15 protein-coding genes are annotated in these 16378 nt (G+C 67.8%); 2 read left to right on the forward strand and 13 right to left on the reverse strand.

Features of this window, described 5'->3' with window-relative positions:
- Positions 1–7: 7 nt before the first annotated feature.
- The 12 genes from murC to QN350_RS00945 form a co-directional block, all read right to left on the reverse strand.
- A complete protein-coding gene (gene murC / locus QN350_RS00890) occupies positions 8–1414 on the reverse strand; it encodes a UDP-N-acetylmuramate--L-alanine ligase (RefSeq protein ID WP_322139679.1) in 1407 nt (468 codons plus the stop codon).
- Between the two features lie 126 nt (positions 1415–1540).
- Complete coding sequence (locus QN350_RS00895) at positions 1541–2629, reverse strand: UDP-N-acetylglucosamine--N-acetylmuramyl-(pentapeptide) pyrophosphoryl-undecaprenol N-acetylglucosamine transferase (RefSeq protein WP_322139678.1); 1089 nt, start codon at positions 2627–2629, stop codon at positions 1541–1543.
- On the reverse strand, positions 2626–3909 hold the full coding sequence (gene ftsW, locus QN350_RS00900) for a putative lipid II flippase FtsW (RefSeq protein WP_323502733.1): 1284 nt from the start codon (positions 3907–3909) through the stop codon (positions 2626–2628). Before ftsW ends, QN350_RS00895 begins: the two co-directional genes overlap by 4 nt.
- The gene (gene murD, locus QN350_RS00905; RefSeq protein ID WP_322140417.1) at positions 3878–5422 is read right to left on the reverse strand and encodes a UDP-N-acetylmuramoyl-L-alanine--D-glutamate ligase; all 1545 of its coding nucleotides are present in this window, start codon (positions 5420–5422) and stop codon (positions 3878–3880) included. Before murD ends, ftsW begins: the two co-directional genes overlap by 32 nt.
- The gene (mraY, locus tag QN350_RS00910; RefSeq protein WP_322139676.1) at positions 5422–6513 is read right to left on the reverse strand and encodes a phospho-N-acetylmuramoyl-pentapeptide-transferase; all 1092 of its coding nucleotides are present in this window, start codon (positions 6511–6513) and stop codon (positions 5422–5424) included. The genes murD and mraY overlap by 1 nt, the downstream gene beginning before the upstream one ends.
- A complete protein-coding gene (locus QN350_RS00915) occupies positions 6510–7973 on the reverse strand; it encodes a UDP-N-acetylmuramoyl-tripeptide--D-alanyl-D-alanine ligase (RefSeq protein WP_322140416.1) in 1464 nt (487 codons plus the stop codon). The genes mraY and QN350_RS00915 overlap by 4 nt, the downstream gene beginning before the upstream one ends.
- Positions 7973–9517 carry a Mur ligase family protein gene (locus QN350_RS00920; protein ID WP_416173037.1) on the reverse strand — a complete coding sequence of 515 codons (1545 nt, stop codon included), beginning with the start codon at positions 9515–9517 and terminating at the stop codon, positions 7973–7975. Before QN350_RS00920 ends, QN350_RS00915 begins: the two co-directional genes overlap by 1 nt.
- Positions 9518–9530: 13 nt before the next feature.
- Positions 9531–11318, reverse strand: a complete 1788-nt coding sequence (locus QN350_RS00925; RefSeq protein ID WP_281534777.1) for a peptidoglycan D,D-transpeptidase FtsI family protein — start codon at positions 11316–11318, stop codon at positions 9531–9533.
- A gap of 65 nt (positions 11319–11383) precedes the next feature.
- Positions 11384–12037 (reverse strand): hypothetical protein, encoded by a 654-nt coding sequence (locus tag QN350_RS00930; protein ID WP_322139674.1) that lies wholly within the window; start codon positions 12035–12037, stop codon positions 11384–11386.
- Entirely contained in the window at positions 12034–12987 is a 954-nt protein-coding gene (gene rsmH / locus QN350_RS00935; protein ID WP_322140415.1) for a 16S rRNA (cytosine(1402)-N(4))-methyltransferase RsmH, read from the reverse strand. The genes QN350_RS00930 and rsmH overlap by 4 nt, the downstream gene beginning before the upstream one ends.
- A gap of 98 nt (positions 12988–13085) precedes the next feature.
- Positions 13086–13517, reverse strand: coding sequence for a division/cell wall cluster transcriptional repressor MraZ (gene mraZ, locus QN350_RS00940; protein ID WP_134446101.1), 432 nt, complete (start codon positions 13515–13517; stop codon positions 13086–13088).
- Positions 13518–13775: 258 nt separating this feature from the next.
- On the reverse strand, positions 13776–14186 hold the full coding sequence (locus QN350_RS00945) for a DUF3040 domain-containing protein (protein WP_281534774.1): 411 nt from the start codon (positions 14184–14186) through the stop codon (positions 13776–13778).
- A gap of 70 nt (positions 14187–14256) precedes the next feature.
- On the opposite strand from QN350_RS00945, the gene QN350_RS00950 reads away from it, so the two are divergent.
- Positions 14257–15345 carry a polyprenyl synthetase family protein gene (locus QN350_RS00950; protein ID WP_416173036.1) on the forward strand — a complete coding sequence of 363 codons (1089 nt, stop codon included), beginning with the start codon at positions 14257–14259 and terminating at the stop codon, positions 15343–15345.
- Positions 15346–15364: 19 nt separating this feature from the next.
- Here QN350_RS00950 and QN350_RS00955 read toward each other — a convergent pair whose 3' ends face one another.
- Positions 15365–15706 (reverse strand): Rv2175c family DNA-binding protein, encoded by a 342-nt coding sequence (locus QN350_RS00955; protein WP_322139672.1) that lies wholly within the window; start codon positions 15704–15706, stop codon positions 15365–15367.
- Between the two features lie 255 nt (positions 15707–15961).
- Between QN350_RS00955 and QN350_RS00960 the strand changes: the two genes are divergently transcribed.
- Positions 15962–16378 (forward strand): LysM peptidoglycan-binding domain-containing protein (locus QN350_RS00960; RefSeq protein ID WP_323515618.1); only part of this gene is annotated, 417 nt, incomplete at its 3' end.

Consider the following 16378-nt stretch of genomic DNA (forward strand, 5'->3'; position numbering starts at 1 on the left):
CCCGGGGTTATCCCTGGGCCTGGACGCGGTTGCCGAGCGATTCGAGCAGTTGGGGGACGATCCGGTAGACGTCGCCGCAGCCGAGGGTCACGACGAAGTCGCCCGGTCGGGCGATGCGAGCCACGTAGTCTGCGGCCTCCTGCCAGTCGGGAACATAGGCGACCTTGGACCCATCGTGGAATTTTCCGGAGACGAGGGCGCCGGTCACGCCGGGTTCGGGATCCTCGCGGGCGCCGTAGACGCCCAGCACGACCGTCTGGTCAGCGGTGCGCTCGAGGGTGTCCGCGAACTCCTGCGCGAACAGGCGGGTGCGACTGTACAGGTGCGGCTGGTGCACGGCGATGATGCGCCCGGTCCCGACGACGGTCCGTGCGGCGGTGAGTGCGGCCGCGACCTCGGTCGGGTGGTGGGCGTAGTCGTCGTAGACGCTGACGCCGTCGACGGTGCCGTGCAGTTCGAAGCGGCGCTGGGTGCCGCCGAAGGTCGCGATGGCCGCGAGCGACGCCGCGGGGTCGTAGCCGAGTCCGACGAGCACGGCGAAGGCGCCCGCCGCGTTGATCGCGTTGTGCCGGCCGGGGATCCGCAGGGTCGCCGAGTAGTCCTGGCCCGCGTAGGCGACGGAGAAGCTCACCGGACCGTCTGTGACGACGGAGTGCACCCGGAACGTCGCGTCCTCTGCCTCGCCGAAGGTGACGACGGTCTGGCCGGTGAGGCTCGCGATGACGCGCACCGCGCCGGGGTCGTCTGAGGAGATCAGGACGCGTTCGGTCGCGGCGTGGGCGAACTGCACGAAGGCGGCTTCGAAGGCCTCGAGGGACCCGTAGTGGTCGAGGTGGTCGGGGTCGACGTTCGTCACGAGAGCGATGGCCGTGTTGTACAGCAGGAAGGAGCCGTCGGATTCGTCGGCTTCGACGACGAACAGGTCGTCGGTGCCTGCACCCGCGGAGACGCCGAGCGATTCGATGACGCCCCCGTTGACGAAGCTCGGGTGTGTGCCGAGGCCGAGGAGGCCGGTGACGATCATCCCGGTCGAGGTTGTTTTACCGTGGGCGCCGGCGACGGACACGAGGCGGTGCTTCTGGATGAGCCAGGCGAGGGCCTGGGCCCGGTGGAGCACGGGGAGGCCGCGCTCGAGAGCGAGGACGTACTCGGGGTTGTCCTGCCACAGTGCGCCGGTGACGACGAGGGAATCGGCGTCGCCCACGTTCTCGGCCGCGTGGCCGATCGCGATCCGGGCGCCGAGGGCGCGCAGGGCGAGTACGTTGTCGGACTCGCGCACGTCGGAGCCGGTGACGGTGTGGCCTGCGGCGAGGAACAGCCGGGCGATGCCGCTCATTCCGGAGCCGCCGATGCCGACGAAATGAACCGTGCCCAGGTCCGCGGGGATGACGAGGTTCAGGTCGGGCTTGATCACGTGGTGCCGCTCTTCTCGGTGTCGAATCAAAGTGTCGGAATCGGGTGGTGCGGCCTCTACGTTACGCGCCGCGACGGGGGATCGCCGGATTGACGCCCCGGCCTGCTCGCCCGGGTGCCGGATAGGTCAGGGTCGCGGCCGGGCCGTCGTCAGCGCCTCGCGGACCAGCTCGGCCATCCGCTCGGCGCCGTCGAGCACGCCGACGGATGCCGCGCGCTCCCCCATGGCCAGCACCCGGGGTCGGTCGGAGAGGAGCGGAACGAGCTCATCCGTCACCCAGGCCGGCAGGAAGGCCGCATCGTCGACGAGGATCCCTCCGCCGGCCGCGACGACGGACGCCGCGTTGAAACGCTGTTCGCCGTTTCCGACCGGGTACGGCACGTAGACGGCCGGGATGCCGAGCGCGCTCAGCTCGCAGACGGTCCCCGCGCCGGCCCGGGAGACAGCGAAGTCGGCAATGGACAGGGCGAGGTCCATCCGGTCGCAGTATGCGATCATCCGGTAGTGCGGGATGCCGGGGTCTGACACTTCGGCTTTCTGTCCGGTGATGTGCAGGACCTGCCAGCCGGCCGCCACCAGTGCCGGTGCGGACTGTACGATCGTGCCGTTGAGGCGGCGCGCTCCGAGCGACCCGCCCGTGACGAGGAGGGTCGGGCGGCCGGGGTCGAGGTCGAAGAAGCGCAGCGCCTCCGGCCGGGATCCTGCGCGGTCGAGGTTCTGAACCTCCGGCCGCAGCGGCATTCCGACGACCCGGCCGTGGCGGATGCGGGTTCCGGGGAAGACGACGCCGACCCGTGTGGTCAGCCACGCGCCGAGGCGGTTCGCGAGGCCGGCACGGAAGTTCGCCTCGTGGATGGCGATCGGGATGCCGGCCCGGCGGGCGGCGAGGTAAGCGGGAGTCGACACGTAGCCGCCGAAGCCCACGACGACGTCGACCTTCCTGGCGCGGAGCACCGCGGCGAGGTCGGTGACCGCGCGGTTGAATCGCGGCAGGAACAGCACGGCCGCACGGTTCGGCCGGCGAGGGAACGGGAGGCGCGGTACGAAGATCAGCTCGTAGCCGCGGGCGGGCACGAGGCGGGCCTCGAGTCCCTCGCGGGTGCCGAGGACGATCATTTCTGCTTCGGGTTCGCGGGCGCGGATGGCGTCTGCGACCGCGAGCAGGGGGTTGACGTGGCCGGCGGTGCCGCCGCCGGCCAGGAGGTATGTGGTCACTCGGATGCTCGTCTCGGTTCCGGCCGTGCGGCCGGGTGCTGTGTGCCCGCCGGGGTGGGTCCGGCCGGTTCATGGTGTGCGCGGGCGAAGGACAGCACGATTCCGATCGCGATCAGGGTCGAGAGCAGGGCTGTGCCTCCCGCGGAGACGAGCGGGAGGGGCACGCCGAGGACAGGGAAGACGCCGAGGACGACGCCGATGTTGACGAGGGCCTGGCCGATGACCCAGACCATCACGGCGGCCGTCGACACGCGCGCCTGCACGCTCGTGCTCGACCGCATGATCCGGAGGAAGGCGAACGCGAGCAGGATGAACATGGCGAGCACGACGATCGCGCCGATCAGGCCGAGCTCCTCGCCGATGATCGCGAAGATGTAGTCGTTGTCTGCTGCGGGCAGCCACGACCACTTGGCCTTGGAATTGCCGAGCCCCACCCCGAAGATCCCGCCGTTGGCGAGGGCCCAGGTGCCGTGCAGCGGCTGCCAGCACGCAGCGGAGATGGTTCCGGTGTGGTCATCGCAGCCGGTGTTGAGGAAGGAGAGGATGCGGGTCATCCGGTTCGCGCTCGAGATCGCGACGAGCACCCCGGCGACGGAGCCGATCAGGAGCGGAAGCGCGAGCATCCGCAGCCGGACACCCGCGAAGAAGAGCGCACCGAAGAGGATCCCGGCCATGATGATGACGGTTCCGAGGTCGCCGCCGATCAGTACGAGCATGATCGATCCGCCGCCGACGCCGAACACGGGAATGTAGACGTGGCGCCAGTCGTCGAGCAGGTCCTGCTTCTGGGAGAGGATCATGCCGAGCCAGATGACGAGCGCGAGCTTGATCGCCTCGGACGGCTGGAACTGGACGCCGCCGAGGGACAGCCAGTTCGTGTTCCCTGCGACGGTGATGCCGAGCGGGGTGAAGACGACGAGGCACTGCAGGAGGCACGCGATGATCAGGGTCGGCCAGGCCACCCGTCGCCAGAACTTGACCGGCATCCGGCTGACGACGAGCATCAGCGGGACGCCGATGGCCGCGAAGCCGCCCTGGCGGAGCACGACGCCGAAGAAGCCGGCGTTTTCGAGGTAGGAGTCGACAGACGACGACGAGAGCACCATCACGAGACCGAAGGCGACGAGGAAAAGGGTCGTGCCGAGCAACAGGAAGTAACTCGTCGATTCCGCTTTGAACACGCGTCCGAGGTGGATGCGGGTGGCGGGGTTGTGCGCCTCGGGCGCCGGCTGGTGGGGGGCTGCGGTCCTAGGCGTTCGGCCCTGGGGCAGTCTCGCCATCCGCCTCACCTCCCAGATAGTCGTGAACGGCCTGCGCGAAGAGGCGGCCGCGTGCTGCGTAGTCGGAGAACTGGTCCATCGATGCCGCCGCCGGTGCGAGCAGCACGACGTCACCTGACTCGGCGATTCCTGCCGCGGCAGCGACGGCGTTCGGCATCACCTCTCCAGTGTCGGCGGCATCGATCTCGAATACGGGCAACCCGGGGGCGTGTCGCTGGAATGCCGCCCGCAATACGTCCCGATCCGTGCCGATGATGACGGCGCCACGGAGCCGGGGCACGTGGGTCTGGACGAGGTGGTCGATGTCGACGCCCTTGAGCAGACCGCCGACGAGCCAGACGACGGAGTCGAATGCAGCGAGCGACGCATCCGCTGCGTGCGGGTTGGTGGCCTTCGAGTCGTCGATCCAGCGGACGCCCGCGGCATCGGCGACGATCTCGATGCGGTGTTCGTCGAGCTGGAAGGTTTCGAGCACGTCGTGGATGATCAGCGGGTCGACGTCGAAGGACCGCGCGAGGGCGCTCGCGGCGAGGATGTCTGCCACGAGGTGGGCGGCGGCGAGGCCGCGGACGCGGAGCTCCGGCACGGTGGTCAGTTCGATCGCGGTGTCGAAGCGATCCTCGAGGAATGCGCGGTCGCAGAGGATTCCGTCGACGACGCCGAGGTCGCTCGGACCGGGGACACTGAGGCCGAAGCCGATGGCGCGGGCGCCCTCGCGCACTTCGGCGTCCTCGACCATCGTGCGGGTGGCCTCGTCGTCCTTGTTGTAGACGCACGCGATCTTGGTGTTGGCGTAGACGGTCGCCTTGGCCTCGCGGTAGGCGGCGGCGGAACCGTGCCAGTCGAGGTGGTCGTCCGCGATGTTCAGGCAGACGCTCGCCCAGGGCACGAGGGCTCCTGGCCCGGTGCGCGGCAGATGGTGCAGCTGGTAGCTGGAGAGTTCGACGACGAGCACGGCCCAGCCGAGCGGGTCACGGACGGCGTCGAGGACGGGCACGCCGATGTTGCCGCACGGGGCGACCCTGTGGCCGGCGGCCGCGAGGATCGTGGCGGTGAGCTGGACGGTCGTGGTCTTGCCGTTGGTTCCCGTGACGAGGATCCACTCGGCCGGGGCTCCGACCTTGTCGCGCAGGCGCCAGGCCAGTTCGATGTCGCCCCAGACCGGGATGCCGGACGCGGCGGCCCAGAGCAGCAGGGGGTGATCGGGGTGGAAGCCCGGACTCACGACGATCAGTTCCGGTCGGTGCGCTGCGAGTTCGGCCGGGACCTCGCTGAGGTCGGCCTGGACGAGCCCGGCGCCGATCACGCCGAGGAGCCTGGCCCGGTCGTCAGGTGCGTTGCCCGCGACGACGAGGACGTCGGCGCCGAGTTCGGCGAGCGTGTCCGCTGCGGCGAAGCCCGTGACGCCGAGGCCGAGGACGGCGACCCGGAGCCCGGACCAGTCGGCGTGCCAGCTGACGAGCCCGTCGAGCCGGCGGTGCCCCGAGTGAGTGTTGTAAGGATCGGTGCTCATCATGCGGTCAGCCATTCGAGGTAGAACGAGCCGACGCCCGCCGCGACGAGGAGTCCGCCGACGATCCAGAACCTCACGACGACGGTGACCTCGGCCCAGCCCTTGAGCTCGAAGTGGTGGTGGATGGGGCTCATCAGGAAGATCCGCTTGCCCCGGGTGACCTTGAAGTACGCCCTCTGCACGATCACGGAGCCGGCTTCGATCACGAAGAGCCCTCCGAGGAGCACGAGCAGGAGCTCGGTGCGGCTGAGGATCGCGAGTGCGGCCAGCGCCCCGCCGATGGCGAGGGACCCGGTGTCGCCGAGGAAGATCTTGGCCGGTGAGGTGTTCCACCAGAGGAAACCGATCAGGCCGCCGACGATCGCCGCGGCGACAATGGCGAGGTCGAGCGGGTCGCGCACGTTGTAGGAACGGTAGAGGTCGCCGATGTCAGCTCCCCCGTACCTGGCCTGGTTGGACTGCCAGAAGCCGATCACGATGTACGCCCCGATGGCGAGGATCGATGACCCCGTCGCGAGGCCGTCGAGGCCGTCCGTCACGTTCACGCCGTTGGACGTCGCCGCGACGAGGAAGCAGATCCAGATGATGAAGAGGGCGATCCCGACGATGGTCCCGAGCTTCATGAAGTCGAGGGGCAGGTCGCGCAGCAGCGAGATCTTGGTGGATGCCGGGGTGAGGCCGTGCCTGTTCGGGAACTGCAGTGCGAGCACGGCGAAGATGCCGGCGACGAGCACCTGTCCGCTGATCTTCTGCCAGCCGCCGAGGCCGAGGCTGCGCTGATTCCGGGTCTTGATGAAGTCGTCGAGGAATCCGACGAGCCCGAGCCCGACCATCATGAACAGCACGAGCAACGGAGACGCCGTGATCGGGGTGCCCGTGAGCCACATCGCGAGGAAGTAGCTGATCAGGGTGCCGAGGATGATGACGATGCCGCCCATGGTCGCGGTACCGCGCTTGGCGTGGTGGCTCTTCGGCCCGTCGTCGCGGATGAACTGGCCCCAGCCGAGCTTGTGGAAGAGCCGGATGAACAGCGGGGTCAGGGACAGCGTGAAGACGAGCGACATCGCGCCGGACATGAGCAGTGCCCTCATGAGAAGTACTCCCCGAGACGGTCGCCGAGGAACCGGAGGCCCGCCGAGTTCGACGACTTCACGAGCACGGTGTCACCGGGACGGACGGTTGCCGTGAGGAGTGCGAAGGCGTCGTCCTGGTTCTCGACGAAGAGCGATTCGCCGTCCCAGGACCCCTCGTTGATCGTGCTGATGTGCATCCTTCGGGCGGCGCGTCCCACCACGATGAGCTGGGAGATGTTCAACCGAACGGCGAGCAGTCCGATGCGGTCGTGCTCGTCGCCGGAGAATTCGCCGAGTTCGCTCATTTCTCCGAGGACGGCGACGGTGCGCTGTCCCGGCTCCCTGATCTGGGCGAGGGTCTTGAGGGCCGCCGTCATCGAATCGGGGCTCGCGTTGTACGCGTCGTTGATGATCGTGACCCCGTCACGCCCGCCGAGGACCTGCATCCGCCAGCGTTCTGCAGTGACGACGGACTCGAGTGCCGCGACGATGTCGTCGATTCCGACCCCGAGCACCTCCGCGGTGGCCGCGGCGGCGAGGGCGTTCATCACGTGGTGCTCTCCGAGCACCTGGAAGGTCACCGGCCGGGTGTCGCCGCCCGCGAGGTGCAGGGTGAAGGTCGTGCCGCTGCTCGAGACCTCGATGCCGGTCGCGTGAACGCCGGAGAAATCCGTTCCGTCCGGTGCGCGCGAGGCGCCGGTGGCGTCCTGGCCGAACCAGACCACCCTGGCGCGGGTGTGCGCCCGCATTCCGGCGACGCGGGGGTCGTCGGCGTTCAGCACCGCGACATCCGTTTCGAGGAGGTCGGTGACCATCTCGGTCTTGGCGGCGAGAGTCGCTTCGATGCCGCCGAATTCGCCGGCGTGGGCGAGGCCGACCTTGAGGACGACCCCCACATCGGGACGGACCATCCGGATCAGCCTGGCGATCTCTCCGATGCCGCTCGCGCCCATTTCGGCGACGAGGAACCGGGTGTCGAAGTCGACGGCGAGCATCGTGATCGGTGCGCCCACCTCGTTGTTGAACGAGGCGCGGGCGGCGACGGTCGGGCCGACCCGTCCGAGGATCGCGCGGAGCAGGTTCTTGGTGGTGGTCTTGCCGTTGGACCCGGTGACGCCGATCACCCTGAGCCGGCCCTCCGCGCGTACGCGGTCGACGACAACGGTGGCCAGGTCGCCGAGGGCGACAACGGCGTCCCCAACGATGATCTGGGCGACGGGAAGGTCGAGCGCGCGCTCCACGATCAGGAGTGCGGCGCCGTTCTCGATCGCGGCGGGGGCGAAGAGGTGACCGTCCGTGGCCTCCCCCGGCTTGGCGACGAAGATGCCACCCGCCCGGATCTCCCGGGAGTCGGTGTCGACGGCCCCGGAGACGACGGTCGCCGGCGTTGCCGACGTTCCGTCGGCGTTCACGGCTCCGTCAAGGTGCAGGACGCCGTTCACGGCGTCGGCGATCTCGGAGAGGGAGAGGGCGATCATCACTGCCACCCCGCTTCTCGCAGGGCGAGCCGGGAATCGTCGCGGGCCGAGTATGGAATCTTGACGCCGTTCACTTCGTGGTAGTTCTCGTGGCCTGGGCCGGCATAGAGGATCGAGTCGCCCTCGACGGCGAGGCCGAGTGCGGTGCGGAACGCGGCGTGCGGGTCTGCGACCTCGTACAGCTCGACGTCGGGGACGGCCTCGCGGGCGCCGGCGATGAGCGCGGCCCTGATCGAGGCCGGGTCCTCGTAGCGGGGGTGGAAGTCGGTGATGACGACGACGTCCGCGCCGCGGGCCGCGATGGCGCCCATGGCCGCGCGCTTCGTGGTATCGCGGTCGCCGTCCGCGCCGAAGACCATGAAGAGCCGGCCGGGCGTGAACCTGCGGATTGCCGCGAGGGTGTTGAGGAAGGCATCCGGGCTGTGCCCGTAGTCAATGTAGACGAGCGGTCCGCGGTCGCCGGAGATGCGCTCGGTGCGCCCCGGGATGTAGACGTCGATGCCGCCGTCGCGGTCGAGGGTGTGATTGATGGCCTCGAGGTCGTAGCCGGACTCGACGAGCATCAGGATGGCCAGTGCCGCATTCGCGGCCATGAACCAGCCGATCAACGGGACGCGGGTCTGCAGCCTGCGGCCTTCCGGCCCCTCGAGCAGGAACTCGGTGGAGAGGGCGTCCTCCGAGACGATCGAGAGGTGCCAGTCGGCGTCGACCTCCGGGTGGATGCTGAGGGTCGTGACCGGGATGCGGCACTCCGCGACGATACGCTGGCCCCATTCGGAGTCGACGGTGATGACGCCGCGTCGGGACCGGTCCGGTTGGAAGAGTTCGAGCTTGGCCTGGAAGTACTCGTCGAGGCTGGCGTAGTCGTCGAGGTGATCGTGGCTGAGGTTGGTGAATCCGGCGACGTCGAAGACGAGGCCGTCGACACGGTGCCTGCTGAGCGCCTGCGCGGAGACCTCGATCGCGACGGCGCGTACCTCGGCTTCGCGCATCCTGGCGAGGAGGGCGTGCAGTTCGGTGGCCTCCGGCGTGGTGAGCGAGCTCACCACGGCGAGGTCGCCGATGCGGCGCTCTGCCGTCGACGTGAGGCCCGTGACGACACCGAGCTGGTTCAGGATGGCGACGAGGAGGTAGACGACGCTCGTCTTGCCGTTCGTCCCGGTCACGGCGAAGAGGGTCGCCGGGTTCTCGTCGGTCCGGTAGATCCAGGCGGCGACCGCTCCGAGGGCGGCGCGGGCGTCGGGGGTGACGAGAACCGGAAGGCCGCTTCCGGCAGCGAGGAGTGCGCCGGCCTCATCGGTCAGGATGGCGACCGCTCCGGCCTCCCTGGCGTCCGCGGCGAAGCTCGCGCCGTGGAACGCGCGCCCGGGTACGCCGACGTAGAGGTCGCCCGGCTGAACGGAACGGGAGGAGATGCTCACGCCGGAGACTTCGAGACCCTCGATGTCGCCGCGCAGGAAAAGTTCGAATTCATCAACCATGCCCGACAACGACCGCGGTACCGGGTGCTGAGGACGGAGAGCCGATGGTGCCAACTCGGTCACGGGGCTCGCTTTCTTACCAGGTACCGGGAAGGGCAGGCGCTGGAGCGCCCGATGGAACTGCCCGGTACTTCTTCAGCACCTGGCTCATGACCTCTTGGAAGATCGGAGCGGGCGCTGCAGACGAATTCAGTTTAACAGGATCGGCGAGACTGACCGAAACGACGTACTCGGGGTCGTCCGCCGGCGCGAAGCCGGAGACCGACACGAGGTACCCCTTGGTGTATCCGCCGTGGCCGTCCGGCATCTGTGCCGTACCGGTCTTCGAGGCGACCCGGTAGCCGGGAATGTTCCAGACCTTGGAGAGCCAGGCCTTCTGGTAGACCATCTCGAGCATCTCCGACGTGTCGTTGGCGGCGGAGGCCGACACCACCTGGGTTCCGGTGGCCGCCGGCACGTTCGTCATGGTGCCGTCCGCCTGGCGGCAGCCGGCGACGAGCTGGACCGGCAACCGGACGCCCTTGTTGGCGATGGTCTGGTAGATGCTCGCGATCTGGAGCGCCGTCGTGGTCAGGCCCTGGCCGAACATCGTGGCGTACTTGGTCTGGGGGTCCCATTCGTCGTAGGGATGCAGGATTCCGGAGTCTTCGGCGGGGAACCCCGCCTCGGTCGCGGTGCCGAGGCCGAACTTGGTCATGTAGTCATAGCGCTGCTGGTCGGTCAGCAGTTCGCCGAACTTGGACATGCCGGTGTTCGAGGATTCGATCAGCACGCCGGTGAGGGTGAGGTGCAGGTCGGCGTGGCCGGAACTGTCGTTGATGTTCGCGCCGTTGCCCGGCAGGTACCGGTACGGGGCGGTGATCTTGGTGCCGACCGTCGCCTTGCCGGCGTCGAGCACGGATGCCGCGGTGAGGGCCTTGAAGGTCGACCCCGGTTCGAAGGAGGCAGTGAAGGCGCGCGAGCCACGGTCATCGGGGTTGGCGGTTCCGTTGACGTTGTTGGGGTCGACGCTGGGATAGTCGGCGACCGCGACGAGTTTCCCGGTCTTGACCTCCTGCACCACGACCGTGCCCCACGCCGCGCCGGTGGCCTGGGCCTGCTTGGCCAGTGCCTGCTGGACGAACCACTCCAGGTCGGAGTCGATCGTCGTCACGACGTCTCCGCCGTCGACGGCGGCCTTCTCCGTGACAGTGCTCTGCGGCAGCCGGACGCCGTCCGCGCCCTTTTCGTAGGTCTCTGTGCCGTTGGTACTCGCGAGGCAGGAATCCTGGCCGAGTTCGAGGCCGGCCTGGGCTTCACCCTCGGACGACACGAATCCGACGAGGTTGCCGGCGACCGCGCCGTCCGGGTACACCCGGCCCGGCTTCTTTTCGAAGTAGATCCACGGGATCTCGAGCGCGTCCACGGCCCGGAACACCGAGACATCCACCGCCTTGGTCACGATGGCGTAGTCAGAGGCTGGGTCGGCGGCGAGCGACGAGGAGATGATCGCGAGGATCGCGTCTCCGGTCTGACCGGTGATGGCGCCGACTTCCGCTGCGGCCTGGGCGACGGTGACGGTCTGGTCCCCCGCGGCCGTGGTGCGGGTGAACTCGACGGCGTTGCGCGGCGAGAGCGTGATGTTGTAGCGCATCACCGTTCCGGCGAGCACGACGCCGTTGGCGTCGACGATGTCGCCACGGGAGCCGTAGACGGGTTGCTCGACCGATCGGTTGCCCAGTGAGTCTGCGCTGAGGGTGTCGGCGCGGACGACCTGGATGTCGACCAGCCGGACCACGAAGAGCGCGACGATCGCGAAAAGGAGAACGACCGTGATCGCGATGCGGCGCTTGCCGCTGCGCGTCGACCTGGCACTGACACCCACAGTTTCAGTTCCTTACTGCGGACGGGGCCGCGGTTGTGGCACCCCGGCTCTGGCGGGAGTGCGGGCTAGCGAGTCGTGGGAGTCGGGAGTCCGGTGCCAGGGGCTGGCACGGCGGCGGTCGGGGCTGCTGGGTTCGTCTCGGTGGCTGGGGTCGTCGCGGCGCCGGAGACACTCGCGCCCTGCCCGGTGGACTGGGCAGGCTGTGTCACCAAAGGTACGCCGGTGAGCAGCGCGTTCGGCACGAGACTCGCCGCACCGGCCTGACTGCCAGTCGCGGAACTCGGGGCGCCGAGGACGGCGGAATCGGAGAGGCGCAGGTAGACGGGGTTGGAATTGCTGATCATGCCGATGGCCTCGGCATTGGCCGCGAGACTCTGCGGGGACGAGACCCTGACGAGGTCTTCCGTCACGCTTTCGGCCGTACGGGTGAGTTCCGTCTGGCTGGCCTGCAGGCGGGACACCTCGTATGCGCCCTGGGAGATCCCGACGCTCAGCAGGAGCTGGGCGACGATGATCACCGCGACGCCGGCGACGGCGGACAGGGCGAAGGCGATCTTGGGCCTGGCCCTGCGCTGGCTGCGCGTCGCGACGATCTCGATGTGGCGAAGCCGCGAGCCCGGCTGGCCCGCTGGAGCGTCCAGCGGCTTCTGGTCGGGGGTGTCGTGCCGGGGGGCACTCTCCCAGTTCGGTCGCAGCACGCGTGCGAGATTGTCGCTCATCCGGCTCTCCTCAGTCGCTCGGCGGCGCGAAGTCTGACCGACGTCGCACGGGGGTTTCTCGCCTTTTCTTCTTCCGAGGCGAGTTCGGCGCCCCGGATCAACTGTGTGAACAGTGGCTTGTGTTCCGGCAGCTCGATGGGCAGGCCGGCGGGGGCGCTCGAGGTGGATACCCGGGCGAGCGCCTTTTTGACGATCCGGTCCTCGAGCGACTGGTACGCCTCCACGACGATCCGGCCGTGCACGGCGACGGCGTCGAGCGCGGCGGGGATCGCCCGCTCCAGCACGGAGAGTTCCTGGTTGACCTCGATGCGCAGGGCCTGGAAGACCCGCTTCGCCGGGTGGCCCGTGCGCTGGACGACGACGGGGGTGACCTTGGTGAGGATCGCGACGAGCTCAGCGGAGCGGAGGAGCGGCGCGGTCGCCCTCGCCTCGACGATCGCCTTGGCGTAGCGAGCCGCCAGCTTCTCTTCGCCGTACTCGTGGAAGATACGGCGCAGCTCGGACTCGCTGTAGGTTGCCAGGATCTTTTCCGCCGTCAGGTCGCTCGTGTTGTCCATCCGCATGTCGAGCGGGGCGTCCTTGGAATAGGAGAAGCCGCGTTCGACCCGGTCGAGCTGGAGCGAAGAGACGCCGAGGTCGAAGAACACGCCCTGGACCTCTTCGATGCCGAGGGTGTCGAGGGCGTCCTGAATGCCGTCGTAGACGGTGTGCACGAGGTGGATCCGGTCGCGGAACGGTTTGAGGCGTTCCTCGGCGATCGAAAGCGCCTCGAGGTCGCGGTCGAGGCCGACGAGGGTGAGCCCTGGGAAGCGAGTGAGGAAGGCCTCGGAGTGGCCGGCCATGCCGAGGGTCGCGTCGACAAGTACGGCGCCGGGCTGGTCGAGAGCCGGAGCGAGGAGCTCGACACAGCGTTCGAGCATTACGGGGGTATGGATTTCGTCGATGTTCATGGTCCCGGGGAGTAGTTCCTGGATCCTGATCCCCATCCGGCAGTCCTGGCACCGGGGAAGTGTGTCAGGGCGTACGGCTGGGAGTCAGGCGCCAGGTTCTAGAAGAGTCCCGGAATCACCTCCTCCGTGGTGTTGGCGAACGAGGTTTCCTGCTCGGCGAGGTACAGGTCCCAGGCCTCGGTGTCCCAGATCTCGACACGGTCGCCCGCGCCGATCACTGTGAGTTCTCGGTCGAGGCCGGCATAACTGCGGAGGTTGGCGGGGATCGTGACGCGGTTCTGGCTGTCGGGAGTTTCCGCACTGGCTCCGGAGGTGAACACCCGGAGGAAGTCACGGCCCTGCTTGCTCGTGATCGGGGCCTGCTTGATCTTTTCGTGCAGTTCCTCGAACGCGCGCGTCGTGAAGACGTAGAGGCAGTGTTCCTGGCCGCGGGTCATCACGATGCCGGTGGAGAGTTGCTCACGGAACTTCGCGGGAAGGATGACGCGTCCCTTGTCGTCGAGCTTGGGGGCATAGGTCCCGAGGAACATTCATCACCCCTTCTCTTCCGGCCAAGTTCAGGTGTTACTCCACTTTACTCCACTTTGAGCCACGAAAACGGGAAATGCCACGATCAACCTGTGTTTTCTTAGAAAAATACCAGATGAAACGGTGAAGCTACAGGTGGAGGAAAACTGCAGGCCTATCGGGTGGCGAGGTCGATTTTGGGCACAAAAAAAGGGCCGATCTGTGATCGGCCCTACTTTTGTTGAGTTATCGGTCGTGCTGTGGAGGATGGAGCAGGAAGGCTAGTTGCCGTCCTGGCGGCGATCCCAGCGGTCGTTGAGACGATCCATGAACCCGCGCCCGGACTTGCCTGAACCCGAAGGACGGGAACCGTTCGTTCCGGACGATGACTTCCCCGAAGACGAGAAGCCGGAGGAGGACAGCCTGCGGGCCGCCTTGCCGGGTGACGTGGCGAGCAATACTCCTGCGAACATGACGACGAAGCCGAGGATCCCGATCCAGAGCTGCTGCACTGCAACTCCCGCGATCAGTCCTCCGATACCGGCGACCACCGCGAGGACGCCGAGGGCGATCGAGCGGTAGTTCGGGCGAAGCGATGAACCGCCAACGGTCGCGACGAAGTCGGAGTCGTTGTGGTAGAGCCCGCGCTCCATTTCTTCAAGGAGTCGCTGCTCTTGTTCCGAAAGCGGCATCTCATTCCTCCTCTGTAGGATCACCGGTGAATCCCAATTCTAGCCCCGCCGCGATAGCTAGGCTAGGCGGGTGGCTGAAAGCAATCAACTGGTCGATCTGGTTCAAACGCGCATCGACGAATTCCTGAAAACCCGTCAACTAATTGTGACTACTGTCAGCCCGGATCTTAGCGCGCTGGTGAACTTCTCACGGCAGTTTCTCAGCGGTGGTAAGCGCTTCCGGGCGCAGTTCTGTCATCACGGCTGGCAGAGCGTCCCCGGTTCGGGCGAGCTCGATTCCGAACCGGTCATCGCGGCGGCCGCCGCCCTGGAGATTTTCCATGCCGCCGCCCTCGTCCATGACGACATCATCGACAATTCGGACACCCGCAGGGGCTCGGCATCCGCCCACAAACTCTTCGAAACCCTGCATGCCTCGGGCGGCTGGGCCGGCGCCCCCATCGAGTTCGGCCGGGCCTCCGCCATCCTGCTCGGGGACATGCTCCTCGGGTGGAGCGACGAGCTCCTCGACGAGGGGCTCCAGGCGTCAGCCGATCCCGTCGCCGCCAGGCTGGGGCGCCACGAGTTCAACCAGATGCGCACGGAGGTGACTGCCGGTCAGTACCTCGACATCCTCGAGGAACGGGCCTGGCTCGTGCAGCCGGAAGAGGAACTGCTCGAACGCGCCATGCGGGTCATCGTCTTCAAGTCCGCGAAATACAGCGTCCAGGCTCCGCTCGTCATCGGCGCGGCGCTCGCGGGCGCGGACGCGGCCCACCTCGATGCGCTTCGCGCCTTCGGGCTTCCCCTCGGCATCGCATACCAGCTCCGGGACGACCTGCTCGGAGTGTTCGGCGACGCGGCCGTGACCGGGAAACCGAGCGGCGATGACCTGCGGGAGGGCAAGCGCACCGTGCTCATCGCCCTCGCCAGGCACGCGCTCGAACCGGCGGCGCGGGAGTACCTCGACGGACTCCTCGGAGATCCGGGACTCGATGCCGCCCAGATCCTGTCACTTCAGGAACTCATCCGGGCCAGCGGTGCCGTCGAAAGCGTCGAGACGCTCATCACGGATCAGGTGGCGGATGCGCGCGTCGCGCTCGATGCCTCTCCGATCGCCGCCGGGGTGCGGGTCCAGCTCGAAAGCCTCGCCGAGAGGGTGACGCGCCGGTCCTTCTGAGAAGGAGAGGAGCTGAGGGTCAGGCGAGCGCCTGAGCGACGCGGCGGACCTCGGCCTTGCGGCCGGCGAGGAGCGCCTGGATCGGCGGGACGCCGAGGCTGTCGTCGACCTCGAGCAGCCACTGCATGGCCTGCTCGTCGGTGAAGCCGTCATCGGCGAGCACGATCAGGGTGCCGCGGAGTTCAGGAAGCGGGGAACCGTCCTTGATGAATGCTGTCGGCACCGAGATCACGCCGTTGCGGCGGATCGCGAGGAGCTGCTTGTCATCGATGAGCTGGCGAACCCGGCTCTGACTGGTCCCGAGCAGGGAGACGAGGTCGGGAATGGTCAGCCAGGGTTGATCTGAAAACGAGTCGGTCACCCTTCAAGCCTCCCATGATTCCCGGGCCACGACAAACTCCTAATGCCCCGGTGCGGCTGCGGGACGGCCCGGACGGGGGTCATGCCGATTGACTCCGGCAGTCATGTATGCCAGCGTTGAAGGTCGTGGACAAGTTAACGCTCGTGGACACGGTGAAGGTTGTAGCGAGTCTCAAGCTCGAACGGCAGTTTTCGGCTCGACAGCATCTGAGTGTCAGACCAAATCTGAGTGTCAGACCAATCTGAATGGAGCGTCATGTCAGCGCAGTCCCGCAAAACGGTTCGACCGCCGAACGGTAGCGAGCTCTCCCCCGTCAGGCACCCCCGGCCCACCGGAGTCCGTTCCCGTGCGTTCGGCCTCTTCGCGGCCGTGCCGCTCGCCGTGGTGTGCTCTGTCGCCATCAGCCTCAACCTCGCGTCGCCTGCCGAAGCCGCGGCCCTGAGCCGGAAGCCGCTCAAGAGCCCCGCCCAGTTGCCGGCGTCCCCAGCTACCACCACCCCGGCGCACCTCGTCCAGGCCGAAGCCGCCCCCAGCCACTACACGGTCGTCGCCGGCGATACCGTCAGCGGGATCGCGGGCCGGTTCGGGCTCTCCACGGCGGCCGTCCTCGCACGCAACGGTCTCAGCCCGTCGACGACGATCTTCCCCGGCCAGCAGCTCACCCTCGCCGAG

The organism is Cryobacterium sp. 10I5, assembly GCF_035019865.1.
Classification (GTDB): Bacteria; Actinomycetota; Actinomycetes; order Actinomycetales; family Microbacteriaceae; genus Cryobacterium; species Cryobacterium breve_A.